Origin of the sequence: Streptomyces panaciradicis (assembly GCF_023516615.1) — a bacterium.
GTDB classification, from domain to species: domain Bacteria; phylum Actinomycetota; class Actinomycetes; order Streptomycetales; family Streptomycetaceae; genus Streptomyces; species Streptomyces panaciradicis.
In genome coordinates this window covers 50,898-63,767 of the sequence record NZ_JAMGBF010000037.1, presented here as the reverse complement: position 1 = coordinate 63,767, position 12,870 = coordinate 50,898, and the positions used below count along the sequence as shown (strand labels likewise).

Below are 12,870 nucleotides of genomic sequence, written 5' to 3'. Positions count from 1 at the left end.
GCGTCTCACACGCCGGTTGCGGTGAGGTACGCCGACACGACCACGTTCGCCGTGTAGCTGCGGCGGGCCGCGTCGAAGGTGCCGCCGCAGGTGATCAGGCGCAGTTCGGCGCGGCCGGGCCGGTGGACGCCGTAGGCCTGCCGGGCGTCGAAGCGGTCGCGGCTGAGGACCCGGACGTCGTCGACGGTGAACTCGGCGACGCGGCCGTCGGCGCGGACGACGCGGACGGTCCGGCCCGGTGTGAGGGTGCTGAGCTTGTAGAAGACGGCGGGCCGGGTCTCGGTGTCGACGTGCCCCACCATGAGGGCGGCTCCCGGGGCCCCCGGCTCGACGCCCGCCGCGTACCACCCGACCACGCCCGCCTGGTCGAACGGCGGCGGTTCGATCGCTCCCCGCCGGTCCAGCCCCCGCCGCACCACCGGCGCCTGGACGCCGAGGTCGGGGATGTCCAGGCGCAGCGGCAGCGCTTTGGCCAACGGCCGTGCGGCCGGGGGCAGTTCCGCCTCCGGCGGCCGCAGGCCCGCCGCCATGTCACCGGTGGCCGGGCCGGACGTCTCCGGCCGCACCTCGGTCAGGTCCCGCCCCCACAGCCACAGGCCGAGCAGCAGCACGGCCCAGGCGACACCGGTCACCAGCCGACCGGACCCACCGGACCGCCGCCGGTCGAACGGGCAGTCGGAGAAGTCGTCACGCATGGGCGGGACGTTCCGTCGGCGGGGGCGGCTGGGAGCGGGGAGGGCGGGCCGGCGCCGTCGGGGGAACCGGCGGCGCGGCACTGTCCGGATGCGGTCCGGCGGGGTCGGCCGGTGCAAGCGGAAGGCGGGCGAGGGGCGGGACGGTGCCGACGGCATGTGCGCCGGCGAGGGCCGCTGCGGGTGCGGGTGTGGGCACGGTCCGCTCACTCCGTCTCGCGGCGCCTGCGGGCGCCCAGGACGGCCACGGTGGTCGCGGCGACTCCGGCGAGGATCAGTCCGGTGACCGCGTGCGCCGTGCCGGGGCCGGTGGTGCGGGTGTCGACGGTGGCGAAGTGGGCCGTACCGCCGCCGCCCGCGTCGACCGGGGCGACGGGCGAGGCCGGCGGGGAGGGCCGCGTCCCCCGCGCCACGACCGTGATCGTGCCCTTGACCTCGGCTTCGGCGCAGTGGACCCGCACGTCGTAGGTGCCGGGCCCGGCCGAGGAGCGGACGCGGGTCTCCCCGGCCAGGGTGCCGTCGGCGGCGTCCGCGAGGCGCGCGTCCGCGACGAACGCCGTGGAGACCGCGGTGGCCGTCCTCCCGGTGCACCCGGTGACCCGAAGGCCGATGTCGGCGCCGGCGGCCGGGGACGAGGGGGTCACCGAGACGGTGCCGCCTCCTCCGTCCGCCGCGTGCGCCGCCGGGGTGAGGGCGCAGGCACCCAGGAGTCCTGCACAGAGAGTGAGGCGTAGTGAGCCCATCGTGAAACCTCCAGATATCTGGAGGCTCCCCCGGAGGCCCCGGCCCCGCACGCTCAGCGGGCCGGGACTGCTCCAAACGGGTTCAGAAAGGTTTCAGCACCGTCGGGCGGCACTGTCGGACCTCGCCGTCAGATCAGGTCGACCAGGTCCGCGATCGAGTCGACGACGTGGGACGGCCGGTAGGGGAAGTCCTCGATCTGTCCCGGCCCGGTCAGCCCGGTGAGGACCAGGAACGTCTGCATCCCCGCCTCCATCCCGGCGAGCACGTCGGTGTCCATGCGGTCGCCGATCATCGCGCTGGTCTCGGAGTGCGCGCCGATCGCGTTGAGGCCGGTGCGCATCATCAGCGGGTTGGGCTTGCCCGCGAAGTACGGCTTCTTGCCGGTCGCCTTGGTGATCAGCGCGGCCACGGCGCCGGTCGCCGGGAGCGGGCCCTCGTGGGAGGGGCCGGTCTCGTCGGGGTTGGTGGCGATGAAACGGGCGCCGTTGCGGATGAGCCGTACCGCCTGGGTCATGGCCTCGAAGGAGTACGTGCGGGTCTCGCCGAGGACGACGTAGTCGGGCTCGTGGTCGGTGAGGATGTACCCGATGTCGTGCAGGGCGGTGGTCAGGCCCGCCTCGCCGATGACGTACGCCGAGCCGCCCGGCCGCTGGTCGTCCAGGAACTGGGCGGTGGCCAGCGCCGAGGTCCAGATGGACTCGATCGGCACGTCCAGGCCCATGCGCCGCAGGCGGGCGTGCAGGTCGCGCGGGGTGTAGATGGAGTTGTTGGTCAGGACCAGGAAGGGCCGCCCGGACTCGCGCAGCTTCTTCAGGAAGGCGTCCGCGCCGGGGATCGGCACACCCTCGTGGATGAGCACACCGTCCATGTCGGTGAGCCAGGACTCGATGGGCCTGCGTTCTGCCATGTGCGGGTTCTCCTGCCGTACGCATGGACGCGGTGCTGCGTGCGTCCAGCCTAGACAGAGGTCGGATCTTGCGGGAATGGGCGTCTCACCGGCGCGCTCGCGAGCGGCGGGCCAGCAGGAGCGCCCCGCCGACGGCGAGGAGGAGGACGGCGGTGGCGGCGAGGGCGGTACGGGGGGTGGCGATGCCCGTGCTGGCGAGTTCGTCGGCGAAGGGGAGGTCGTCGCGGCTGCGGACGGGAGGAGCCGTACCGGTGTCGGTCCCGGTACCCGTGCCGGTGCCGGTGCCGGTGCCGGTGGCCGTACTGGTGGCGGTGCCGGGCTCGGTGGGCGGGTCGTGCCGGACGCGGAAGCGGTAGTCGTTGGACTGGCCGATCCAGTCGCCGTCGTCGTCGTGGCGCTGCACCAAGGCGGCGTTCGCCGTGATCTCGTCGGCCTCGGCGTCGGAGGTCAGCGCGAGCCGGACCGTGACGGTGACGGTCCGGCGGGGGCCGACGGTGAAGCCGGGGAAGCCGTCGTCGAAGGCGCCGACGAGTTCCGCCTCGTCGGTGGCCTGGAAGCGGACGGGGTGGGAGCGCGCGCCGTCGGAGAACTCCAGGCGGGCCTGGGAGGGCTTCAGGGTCCGGTCGTCGTCGACGAGTACGACGACCGGGTGCACGGCCGTGCAGGTCCGGGTGGTGGTGTTGGTCAGGTCCAGGGACCAGGTGCCGTATCCGCCGCCGGCCTCATAGGTGTCGGGGGCGTCGTGGATACGGGTGGTGAGGGGGAAGCCCGGACCGCTCGCACAGGTGGGAGCGGCAGGGGTGGGAGCGGCGGAGGCGGAAGACGCCGAGGAGAGGAGGGCGGCTGCCGCCAGGCAGAGGGACAGGGGCGTACACAATCGCATAAGCACATGAGCATGTCGGTGCGATGGGGGCGACCGTGGCCGACGCTCCGTACGGCCCGGGCGGGTCCCCCCGATCGGCGCACGCCGGTGCGTCAGCCGTCGGTGCGCCCGAACACCGGTCCCAGTACCAGCTGCGCGGCGCCTTCGGCGACCCCGCCGCGGGCGACCCGCACGGGTACGGCCTCCTCGCCCGCACGCCGGGCACGGTCGTCGAGTACGGCGGCCACGCCCCGTACGAACTCCTCCGCCGCGGCGGCGACGGTGCGGCCGCCGAGCAGGACGAGGTCGACGTCGAGCAGGGCGACGAGGTTGCCGGCACCGACGCCGAGCACCCGCGCGGCCCCGGCCAGGTCGCCGCGCGCCACGGCGTCCAGGCACAGCGCCTCGACGCAGCCCCGGTCGCCGCAGCCGCACGGCGGCCCGTCGAGCTGCACGACCTGGTGCCCGAACTCCCCCGCCCCGGTCCGGGCGCCGCGGTGCACGGTCCCGCCGATGACGAGCCCCGCCCCGAGCCCCGTACCGAGGTGCAGGTAGGCGAAGGAACCGGCCTCGCCCGCCACCGCCAGCCCCAGCGCCGCCGCGTTGGTGTCCTTGTCGACGACGACCGGCACGCCGAGCCGCCGCTCCAGCGCGTCCCGCAACGGGAAGCCGTCCCACTCGGGGAAGCCGGTGACACGGTGCAGGACGCCGTGGGTGTGGTCGAGGGGCCCGGGCAGGGCGATCCCCACCCCCAGCCCGTCGCCGGACGGCCCGTCCCCCATCAGCCCCCGCGCCTCGCGCGCCACGGTCCGCACCACGGCGTCCGCGCCCACCCCGAGATCCACCGGCACGCGCCGCTCGGCCACCACGGCCCCCGTGAGGTCGACCCGGACCGCGCGCAGTTCGTCGCGGTCCAGGTGCACGCCGACCGCGTGCCCCGCCTCCGGCACCAGGCGCAGTACGGTCCGCGGCTTGCCGCCCGTCGACGCCCGGCGGCCCGCCTCCGTCGCGAGGCCGGCGTCCCGCAGCCGGGCGGTGATCTTGCTGACGGCCTGCGGGGTCAGCGCGGTGCGCTCGGCGAGCTCCAGCCGGCTGATGCCGTCCGGGCCCGCGGTGCGCAGCAGGTCGAGGACGAGTGCGGTGTTGTGGCTGCGCAGGGCGAGAAGGTTCACGCCCTCGATTGTCCCCGGCGCTTGCACTTTGGCAACAGCGTTGCGAAAGTGGAGGGCATGACTGGTACGACAGCCTCTCCCCGCCGCGTCGGCCTCATCGGCTACGGGCTCGCGGGTTCCGTCTTCCACGCCCCGCTGATCGCGGCCACCGAGGGCCTGGTCCTCGACACGGTGGTCACCTCGAACCCGGAGCGGCAGGAGCAGGCCCGCGCCGAGCACCCGGGCGTGCGGGTGGCCGCCACCGCGGACGAGCTGTTCGCACGCGCCGCCGAGCTGGACCTGATCGTCGTCGCCTCCCCGAACCGGACGCACGTCCCGCTCGCCACCACCGCCCTGAAGGCCGGTCTCCCGGTCGTCGTCGACAAGCCGGTCGCCGGCACCGCCGCCGAGGCGCGCGAGCTCGCCGCTCTGGCCGAGGACCGCGGCCTACTGCTGTCCGTCTTCCAGAACCGCCGCTGGGACAACGACTTCCTCACCCTCCAGCGGCTGCTCGCCGAGGGCGAGTTGGGCGACGTATGGCGCTTCGAGTCACGGTTCGAGCGGTGGCGGCCGCAGCCGAAGGGCGGCTGGCGCGAGTCCGGCGACCCGGCAGAGATCGGAGGTCTCCTCTACGACCTCGGCAGCCATGTCGTCGACCAGGCGCTGACCCTGTTCGGCCCCGCCACCCAGGTCTACGCCGAGTCGGACGTCCGCCGCCCCGGCGCCGAGGCCGACGACGACACCTTCATCGCCCTCACGCACGCGAACGGCGTCCGCTCCCACCTCTACGTCTCCGCCACGGCCGCCCAACTCGGCCCGCGCTTCCGGGTGCTGGGCTCGAAGGCGGGCTATGTGAAGTACGGGCTCGACCCGCAGGAGGCGGCGCTGCGGGAGGGCGAGCGCCCGGGTCCGGACTGGGGACGGGAGCCGGAGTCGGCGTGGGGCACGCTCGGTGCCGGGGAGTCTCCGGCGACCGGCGGCGGCACGCCCGTACCGACCCTTGCCGGCGACTATCCCGCGTACTATGCGGCCGTGACCAGGGCCCTCGACGACGACGGCGCCAACCCGGTGACCGCCGACGAGGCGGCCGCGGCCCTCGATGTGCTCGAGGCGGCCCGCCGTTCGGCCCGCGACGGAGTGGCGGTGAAGCTGTGACGCACAACACCGAGCTGACCCCGAAGTTCCACCCGGAGATCACCCCGTCCCTGGAGGAGCTCCAGGCGCAGCAACGGCGCCTGGTCTTCCGCCGGTTCACGTACGAGGACGCCTGGGCGCTGGGCTCGCTGCTCGTCGAGCTGGCCCGGGAGCGCCAGGCCCCCGTCGCCATCGACATCCACCGGGCCGGCCAGCAGCTCTTCCACGCGGCGCTGCCCGGCTCGGCCCCCGACAACGACGCCTGGATCGCCCGCAAGCGCCGGGTCGTCGAGCGCTACGGCGAGGCCTCCTACCTGGTGGGCGCCCGGTTCCGGGCCAAGGGCACGACCTTCGAGGACTCCTCCCGCCTCGACCCCGACCGGTACGCGGCGCACGGCGGCTCCTTCCCGATCACCGTCGAGGGCGTCGGGGTCATCGGCGCGGTGACGGTGAGCGGGCTGCCGCAGCTGCAGGACCACCGGTTCGTGGTGGAGGCGCTGGAGGAGTTCCTGCGCGAGGACTGAGTCCGCCGGGGGCACGGGGAACCGCACGGCCGGCCGCCACCCGGCCCGCGGCCGGCAAGCCGCCGCAGTTCCCCCCGCCTCTCCCGGCGAAGCCGCTACGCGTCCTTCAGTTCCTGGCGCTGCCGGCCCAGGCCCTCGATCTCGAGCTCGACGACGTCGCCCGCTCGCAGGAAGGGCTTGGGCTCGGGCTGTCCGAGCGCGACGCCCGCCGGGGTGCCGGTGTTGATGACGTCGCCGGGGTACAGGGTCATGAACTGGCTGACGTAGCGCACGACTTCGGCGACTGGGAAGATCTGCTCGGCCGTGGTGCCGTCCTGCTTCAGCTCCCCGTTGACCCACAGCTTGAGCGACAGGTTCTGCGGGTCGGCGACCTCGTCCGCCGTCACCAGCCAGGGGCCCAGCGGATTGAACGTCTCGCAGTTCTTGCCCTTGTCCCAGGTGCCGCCCCGCTCGATCTGGAACTCCCGCTCGGAGACGTCGTGGGCGACCGCGTACCCGGCGACATGGCCGAGCGCGGCCTCGGCCGACTCCACGTACCGGGCCGTGCGCCCGATGACGACGGCCAGTTCGACCTCCCAGTCGGTCTTCACCGAACCGCGCGGCACGAGCACCGTGTCGTGCGGCCCGACCACCGTGTCCGCGGCCTTGAAGAAGATCACGGGCTCGGTGGGCGGCTCGGCCCCGGTCTCCCGGGCGTGGTCGTGGTAGTTCAGGCCGATGCACACGATCTTGCCGATCCGGGCGAGCGGCGGCCCGGTGCGCAGCCCGGCCGGGTCCAGTGCGGGCAGCTCACCGGACTCGGCGGCGGCGCGGACCCTGCCGAGCGCCGCGTCGTCGGCGAGCAGCGCGCCGTCGATGTCGTCGACGACGCCGGACAGGTCCCGCAGGGTCCCCTCGGCGTCCAGCAGCGCGGGCTTCTCCGCTCCGGCCGTACCGACTCGCAGCAGCTTCATGGTGACAATCTCCCTCGATCGCGGGCGGTCCTCCGACGGGTGCAGCCATCGGATGACTGGTCGATCGTCCAAGGTCGGCGTCCGGTCCGCAATACCCGGTTCACGGACTGGACCGCCCGCCGGCCGGCTCAGGGGTAGAGCACGGCCCGCTCGACGGCGCTCCAGGTGGTGCTGGTGATCACGTACAGGGCGGCGGCGAGCGGCACCACGGCGACGGTGAAGAGGGTGAAGAAGGACATGAACGGCATCACCTTGTTCATCGCGCCGAGTCCCGGCACCTGCTGCCCGCCGTCCGCCGGCGCGAGCGCGGCGGCCGTGGCCATCGTCCGCCTGGTGCGCCGGTAGTTGAAGGCGGCGACGGCGGCGACGAGCGCGAACAGCGCGAGGTACACGAGCCCGGCCCCGTCCAGCAGCCCGCCGCCGAGCGCGTCGGCGAACCGGCCGCCGAGCGGCGCGGCGAACAGCTGATGGTCCAGCAGGGAGTTGGCCCCACCGCCGATGCTCGTGCTGGAGAACAGGTGGTAGAGCAGGAAGAACGCGGGCAGTTGCAGCAGCCCGGGCAGACATCCGGACAGCGGTGACACCTTCTCCTCGGCGTGCAGCTCCAGCACCGCCTGCTGGAGCCTCTGCGGGTCCTTCACGTGCTTGCGGCGCAGTTCGGCGATCTTCGGCTGGAGCGCGGTGCGGGCCTTCTGGCCGCGGGCGGCGGCCCGGGACAGGGGGTGGACGAGGAGTCGTACGAGCGCGGTGAACAGGACGATCGCGGCCGCGGCCGCGGTGGCGCCGAACAGCGGCTGGAGCAGGTCGGCGAGGTCTTCGACGAGCCGGGCGAAGACGGTGAAGACGGACATGGGTGAGCCCTCCGAGGGTCATGCCGGAAGTGGAGCGGTGCGGGCGGCATGACGACCGCGCGAGGGGCCGGTGCGAGGTGGTGCGCGTGCCCTACGCGGCGGTCGCCGGAAGGGCCGATCCGGGGGCCCGGGGCCGGGTGCGCCCCCTGGCGTCGGGGTCGCGCTGCGGCAGGAAGGCGGTACGGCGGGCGCGGTCCCGGATCGCCGTGCGCACCCGGGTGGGCGGTACGGCCGGGGCGCAGCGCGCGGCGACGAGGGCACAGGCGGCGAGCGCGGAACCGGCCGCGGCGGTGGCGGCCAGCGCGACGGTGGCGGCGAGGGTGCCGGTGTCGAACAGGGCGATCTGCAGGAGCAGCAGGACGAGCACGGCGAAGGGGCGCGCGCCGATCCGGTCGCGGATCACGGCTTCCCCCCTTCCCTCGCTCGTACGGCTGTCTTCCCTGCCGTCGGTTATACCTGACCGGTCTCGATCGGCTCCAGGAGCCTCTTCGGTGCGAGCAGGGCCCGGCTGACGGGGTCCGCCGGGTCCGGGCTCAGACCGGGTCCCGGCTCCATGACGACGTCCGCGACCGGCACGACGGTTCCACAGGCGGGGCATTCGCCGTACGGACCGAGTTCGGTGCCGCAGTCGGCGTGCCGGAAGACGCGCACTGGTTCCTCGGCGAAGTGCTCGCGGCCCCAGCGGCCGAGGGAGCGCAGCGTCGGCCACAGGGCGATGCCGCGCTCGGTGATGACGTACTCGTCGCGCGGGGGTGACTGCTGGTAGCGGCGCTTCTCCAGGATTCCCTCGGCCGTCAGCGTCTGGAGGCGGGCGGCGAGGACCGCGCGGGGGATGCCGAGGTGGACGAGGAAGTCGTTGTAGCGCCGGACGCCGTACAGCGCGTCGCGGACGACGAGCAGGGTCCAGCGCTCGCCGACGATCTCCAGCGCGCGAGCGATGGAGCACTCCTGTGTCGCGTAGTCCTTGCCCAGTGCCATGGCGCCCACTGTAACCATTTCCCACCCATAGGTTCAATGAACGAACCTTCAGTGCTACGGTGCACGGCATGGCTAGGTTCAATGAACGAACTCTCACGCGGTCCGACGCGCCCACCGGGCCGCGGACGACGACACCGGCGCCCTCCGCGGAGGCACCCCCGCACCCGCGCGCCACCCTTGCCGTGACCAGCGCGGCGACGGCCGTCGCCCTGATGACGTACACCGCGCCGATGGTCACGCTCCCCGGCACCGCGGCCGCCCTGCACACCTCGCCGTCCGCCCAGGCCTGGCTCCTCAACGGCACCCCGCTGGGCCTGGCCGCCCTCCTGCTGGTGGCCGGCAGCCTCGCCGACGACTACGGCCGGCGCAGGATCTTCCTGCTGGGCACCCTCGCCCTCGGCCTGACCACCGTCCTCGGTGCGCTGACCTCCTCCACCTGGCAGTTCACGCTCGCTCGCATCGCCCAGGGCGCCGCGAGCGCGGCGATCCTGGCGAGCAGCCTGGGCCTGCTGGTGCACGCCTATCCCAGCCCGCGCGGCCGGCTGCACGCGACCGGTGTGTGGGGAGCCTTCGTCAGCGGCGGGATCGCGGTCGGCCCGCTGGTGGCGGGCGCCCTGCCCGGCTGGCGGGTGGCCTACGGCGTGCTGGGCGCGCTGGCCCTGGCGGTGGCCGCGGCGGGCGTGCGCCCCCTGTCGGAGTCGCGCTCCCCGAGAGGCGGACGACCGGACCTGGCGGGCGCCCTGACGTTCGGGCTGGCACTGGTCTCCCTGGTCGCCGCCCTCACCCTCGGCCGGGACGGCTGGCTGCGCCCGCAGGTGGGCGGCCTGTTGCTGGCGGCCGTCCTGCTGGTGGGCGTCTTCGCCCGGCTGGAGCGCCGTACGACGACCCCCATGATCGACCTCTCGCTGCTCCGCCACCCCCGCTTCCTGGCCTCCTCCGTGAGCGGGCTGTTCACGGGCCTCGCGGTGATCGGCCTGTTCAGCTTCGTGCCGGCGCTGCTCCAGCAGGTGCTCGGGATGTCCGCGCTGGACACCGCCTGGCTGCTGCTGCTCTGGTCGGGCCTGTCCTTCGGGGTGGCCCTGCAGGCCAAGCGGCTGGCGGGCCGGGTCTCCACCCGTTGGCAGCTGGCGGTCGGCTTCGCCCTGCACGCGGTCGGCGTCCTGACCATGCTCGGCGCCATCGGCTCGGGCTCCTGGCACCGGCTGCTGCCCGGCCTGATCGTGGGCGGCATCGGCAGCGGCCTGCTCAACGCCGCGCTGCCCCTGCTCGCGGTGGAGTCGGTGCCGGCGGCCCGCGCCGCCATGGGGTCCGGCGCCCAGCAGACCTTCCGCTACATCGGCTCCTGCGCCGGTGTCGCCCTGACCATCGCGATCGTCACGTCGTCGGGCGGCGGCCCGGGCCACGGCGCGGACATCGCGATGACGGTGTCGGCGGTACTGGCACTGGTGGCGGCGGTGGCCGTGGTGGGGCTGCGAGAGCGGGCGTGAGGGGACCGGGCGGAGGCCGGGTGGGTTGGCTCTCAGCGCGGGCGCACGGCGACCAGCCTGCCCCACACCACCAGGCGGTAGCGGGAGGTGAACTCCGGTGTGCAGGTCGTCAGGGTGATGTAGGAGCCGGGCTCGCTGTACCCGTACCCGGGCCGGACGAGAGAGCGCGGAATCGGCCGCACGACCCCCGAGTCACGGGCCGACGTCTGCGGCAGGGTCCGGTCGACGGCGTACGTGTAGGTCGCGTCGCGCGTCTCCACCTCCACCAGATCCCTCGGCCGCAGCCGATTGATGTACCGGAAGGGCTCGCCATGGGTGTTGCGGTGACCCGCGACCGCGAAGTTGCCCGTCTGGCCCGGCTGTTGGGTGCCGATGTAGTGACCGACGTAGCCCTTGTTCAGGACGTTCTGCTTGCTGACGCCCTCGGCGACCGGGACGCGCAGACCGAGGCGGGGGATGACGAGGACGGCGTAGGCCTGGGACCGGACGGGGCGTGACGACGGGGCCGCGCCGGAGTGCCCGCGGACCCGAGCGCCGCTCCCCGCACGGACCGGCGGGGCCGAGGCGGCCGTACCGGAGCCGTCCTGGTCACCGCTGCCACCGCCTCCACCGGCACCGGCACCCCACTGCCGCTCCAGCGCCTGCACCTTGTGCTCGGCGCCGCGCCGGGCCTCCCGGTTGGTCCACCACAGCTGATGGACGACGAGCAGCAGGAGCACCAGCCCCGCGGTGACGAGGACCTCGCCCCCGGTCCACAGCGCGCGGCGCCGCCGGAGCGACCGCCGCAGATTGCTGTGCTGCACCACGCGAACCCGCATCCGCACGCCTCGCCTCCCGGCCCCGCACCGAGCCGCCCGCACGATAGGCGCAGGGCCTTCAACTCACCAGCGGCAGGCGCCGTTCGACCCTTCGTACACAGGTTTTAGAAAGTGCTGTCGCAACCCTCGACAACCCCGCACGGCACCCCCGATGCTTCGTCGTGGCATGCACGGGACACGCCACCCCGCCGGGTCGCGCGCCGGCTCGGGACCGGCCCGCACACCCCGCCGAACGAAGCGGAGCAGTAGCCATGATCCGACGCAGAACCCTGCTGACAGCGGCCGGCGGAGCCGTCCTGGGCAGCGCCCTCGCCACCGGCACCGCACGCGCCGACGCCACGATCGCCGTCTCCCCCGGCACCTCCTACGGCACCTGGGAGGGCTGGGGCACCTCCCTGGCCTGGTGGGCCAACGTCTTCGGCGGCCGGGACGACTTCGCCGACATCTTCTTCACCACCAAGTCCACGACGTACAACGGCACTTCGCTGCCCGGCCTCGGGATGAACATCGCCCGCTACAACCTGGGCGGATGCAGCTGGAACACCGTGGGCGGCGAGAGCATGGCCGTCTCCCCCAACATCCCCGCCTTCAAGCAGATCGAGGGCTACTGGCAGGACTGGAACAACGAGGACCCCGCCTCCTCGGCCTGGAAGTGGACGGCGGACGCCACCCAGCGCGCGATGCTGACGAAGGCGGTGGCCCGCGGCGCGACCACCGAGCTCTTCGCCAACTCCCCCATGTGGTGGATGTGCCTGAACCACAACCCCTCCGGCGCCTCCGACGGCGGCAACAACCTCCAGTCCTGGAACTACCGGCAGCACGCCTCCCACCTCGCCGCGGTGGCCCTCTACGCCAAGAACAACTGGGGTGTGAACTTCGCGACCGTCGAGGCCTTCAACGAGCCCTCCTCGTCCTGGTGGACGGCCACCGGCACCCAGGAGGGCTGCCACATGGACGCGACGGTCCAGTCGGCCGTACTGCCCTACCTGCGCAGCGAGTTGGACAAGCGGGGCCTGACGGGCACGAGGATCTCGGCGTCCGACGAGACGAGCTACGACCTGGCCCGCACCACCTGGAACTCCTTCTCCGCCACCACCAAGGGCTACGTCAACCGCGTCAACGTCCACGGCTACCAGGGCTCCGGCGGCCGTAGAGACCTGCTCTACACGGACGTGGTGACGACGGCGGGCAAGGCCCTGTGGAACTCGGAGACCGGCGACAACGACGGCACCGGCTACACCCTCGCCTTCAACCTCCTGTACGACTTCCGCTGGCTGCACCCGACCGCCTGGGTCTACTGGCAGGTCATGGACCCCTCCACCAACTGGGCGATGATCGCGTACGACGCGAGCACCCTGCAGGCGGGCGCGGTGCAGACGAAGTACTACACGATGGCCCAGTTCAGCCGGCACATCCGGCCCGGCATGAAGATCCTCGACACGGGCGTGAGCAACGCGGTCGCCGCCTACGACTCCTCGGCCAGGCGCCTGGTGATCGTGGCCCTCAACACCTCCACATCCGCCCAGACGTTCACCTTCGACCTCTCCAAGTTCACGACGGTGACCGGCGGTTCGGGCGGCCTCGTGCCGCGCTGGAACACGGTGACGACGGGCGGCGACCTCTACCGGTCGTACTCCGACACCTACCTCAACGGGAAGTCCGTCGCGGTGTCGGTGGCGGGCAAGGCGGTGCAGACGCTGCAGATCGACGGAGTGACGGTCTGACACGGGACCGCTCCGCCGCGCGGGCGGGGTCCGGTCGCCGGACAA

General features: G+C 73.4%; 14 protein-coding genes. 4 read left to right on the top strand and 10 right to left on the bottom strand.

The window, feature by feature from the left end; translation table 11 throughout:
- Positions 1–5 precede the first annotated feature (5 nt).
- The 5 genes from M8J74_RS15455 to M8J74_RS15435 form a co-directional block, all read right to left on the bottom strand.
- Positions 6–695 (bottom strand): class F sortase, encoded by a 690-nt coding sequence (locus M8J74_RS15455; RefSeq protein WP_249836944.1) that lies wholly within the window; start codon positions 693–695, stop codon positions 6–8.
- 203 nt (positions 696–898) lie between these two features.
- Complete coding sequence (locus M8J74_RS15450) at positions 899–1,435, bottom strand: hypothetical protein (protein ID WP_249836943.1); 537 nt, start codon at positions 1,433–1,435, stop codon at positions 899–901.
- A 128-nt stretch (positions 1,436–1,563) separates the two neighbouring features.
- Positions 1,564–2,343, bottom strand: coding sequence for an HAD-IIA family hydrolase (locus M8J74_RS15445; RefSeq protein WP_058925096.1), 780 nt, complete (start codon positions 2,341–2,343; stop codon positions 1,564–1,566).
- A gap of 85 nt (positions 2,344–2,428) precedes the next feature.
- Positions 2,429–3,226 (bottom strand): hypothetical protein, encoded by a 798-nt coding sequence (locus M8J74_RS15440; RefSeq protein ID WP_249836942.1) that lies wholly within the window; start codon positions 3,224–3,226, stop codon positions 2,429–2,431.
- 92 nt (positions 3,227–3,318) lie between these two features.
- Entirely contained in the window at positions 3,319–4,404 is a 1,086-nt protein-coding gene (locus tag M8J74_RS15435) for an ROK family transcriptional regulator (protein ID WP_249836941.1), read from the bottom strand.
- A 30-nt stretch (positions 4,405–4,434) separates the two neighbouring features.
- Here M8J74_RS15435 and M8J74_RS15430 point away from each other — a divergent pair, with 30 nt between their 5' ends.
- Together M8J74_RS15430 and M8J74_RS15425 are read left to right on the top strand one after the other, a co-directional pair.
- Positions 4,435–5,511, top strand: coding sequence for a Gfo/Idh/MocA family oxidoreductase (locus tag M8J74_RS15430; protein ID WP_249836940.1), 1,077 nt, complete (start codon positions 4,435–4,437; stop codon positions 5,509–5,511).
- Entirely contained in the window at positions 5,508–6,014 is a 507-nt protein-coding gene (locus M8J74_RS15425; protein ID WP_249836939.1) for a heme-degrading domain-containing protein, read from the top strand. Before M8J74_RS15430 ends, M8J74_RS15425 begins: the two co-directional genes overlap by 4 nt.
- Positions 6,015–6,109: 95 nt before the next feature.
- Here M8J74_RS15425 and M8J74_RS15420 read toward each other — a convergent pair whose 3' ends face one another.
- The 4 genes from M8J74_RS15420 to M8J74_RS15405 all read right to left on the bottom strand — a co-directional run bounded on the left by M8J74_RS15420 (position 6,110) and on the right by M8J74_RS15405 (position 8,796).
- The gene (locus tag M8J74_RS15420) at positions 6,110–6,967 is read right to left on the bottom strand and encodes a fumarylacetoacetate hydrolase family protein (protein WP_249836938.1); all 858 of its coding nucleotides are present in this window, start codon (positions 6,965–6,967) and stop codon (positions 6,110–6,112) included.
- Positions 6,968–7,095: 128 nt separating this feature from the next.
- On the bottom strand, positions 7,096–7,818 hold the full coding sequence (locus tag M8J74_RS15415) for a YidC/Oxa1 family membrane protein insertase (protein WP_249836937.1): 723 nt from the start codon (positions 7,816–7,818) through the stop codon (positions 7,096–7,098).
- Between the two features lie 91 nt (positions 7,819–7,909).
- Positions 7,910–8,221: a DUF6412 domain-containing protein gene (locus tag M8J74_RS15410; RefSeq protein ID WP_249836936.1), complete on the bottom strand. Its 312-nt coding sequence runs from the start codon at positions 8,219–8,221 to the stop codon at positions 7,910–7,912.
- Positions 8,222–8,268: 47 nt separating this feature from the next.
- Positions 8,269–8,796, bottom strand: coding sequence for a winged helix-turn-helix transcriptional regulator (locus M8J74_RS15405; RefSeq protein WP_249836935.1), 528 nt, complete (start codon positions 8,794–8,796; stop codon positions 8,269–8,271).
- A gap of 68 nt (positions 8,797–8,864) precedes the next feature.
- On the opposite strand from M8J74_RS15405, the gene M8J74_RS15400 reads away from it, so the two are divergent.
- The gene (locus M8J74_RS15400; protein ID WP_249836934.1) at positions 8,865–10,283 is read left to right on the top strand and encodes an MFS transporter; all 1,419 of its coding nucleotides are present in this window, start codon (positions 8,865–8,867) and stop codon (positions 10,281–10,283) included.
- Between the two features lie 32 nt (positions 10,284–10,315).
- On the opposite strand, the gene M8J74_RS15395 is transcribed toward M8J74_RS15400, so the two are convergent.
- On the bottom strand, positions 10,316–11,101 hold the full coding sequence (locus M8J74_RS15395) for a class E sortase (RefSeq protein ID WP_249836933.1): 786 nt from the start codon (positions 11,099–11,101) through the stop codon (positions 10,316–10,318).
- A 251-nt stretch (positions 11,102–11,352) separates the two neighbouring features.
- Here M8J74_RS15395 and M8J74_RS15390 point away from each other — a divergent pair, with 251 nt between their 5' ends.
- Positions 11,353–12,825: a glycoside hydrolase gene (locus tag M8J74_RS15390; protein WP_058925087.1), complete on the top strand. Its 1,473-nt coding sequence runs from the start codon at positions 11,353–11,355 to the stop codon at positions 12,823–12,825.
- Positions 12,826–12,870: the final 45 nt, after the last annotated feature.

Coding starts and splice junctions, on each gene's coding strand:
- M8J74_RS15450 (WP_249836943.1), bottom strand. CDS start 1,435: ATGGGCTCACTACGCCTCACTCTCTGTGCAGGACTCCTGGGTGCCTGC.
- M8J74_RS15390 (WP_058925087.1), top strand. CDS start 11,353: ATGATCCGACGCAGAACCCTGCTGACAGCGGCCGGCGGAGCCGTCCTG.
- M8J74_RS15400 (WP_249836934.1), top strand. CDS start 8,865: ATGGCTAGGTTCAATGAACGAACTCTCACGCGGTCCGACGCGCCCACC.
- M8J74_RS15445 (WP_058925096.1), bottom strand. CDS start 2,343: ATGGCAGAACGCAGGCCCATCGAGTCCTGGCTCACCGACATGGACGGT.
- M8J74_RS15395 (WP_249836933.1), bottom strand. CDS start 11,101: ATGCGGGTTCGCGTGGTGCAGCACAGCAATCTGCGGCGGTCGCTCCGG.
- M8J74_RS15405 (WP_249836935.1), bottom strand. CDS start 8,796: ATGGCACTGGGCAAGGACTACGCGACACAGGAGTGCTCCATCGCTCGC.
- M8J74_RS15455 (WP_249836944.1), bottom strand. CDS start 695: ATGCGTGACGACTTCTCCGACTGCCCGTTCGACCGGCGGCGGTCCGGT.
- M8J74_RS15420 (WP_249836938.1), bottom strand. CDS start 6,967: ATGAAGCTGCTGCGAGTCGGTACGGCCGGAGCGGAGAAGCCCGCGCTG.
- M8J74_RS15430 (WP_249836940.1), top strand. CDS start 4,435: ATGACTGGTACGACAGCCTCTCCCCGCCGCGTCGGCCTCATCGGCTAC.
- M8J74_RS15440 (WP_249836942.1), bottom strand. CDS start 3,226: ATGCGATTGTGTACGCCCCTGTCCCTCTGCCTGGCGGCAGCCGCCCTC.
- M8J74_RS15415 (WP_249836937.1), bottom strand. CDS start 7,818: ATGTCCGTCTTCACCGTCTTCGCCCGGCTCGTCGAAGACCTCGCCGAC.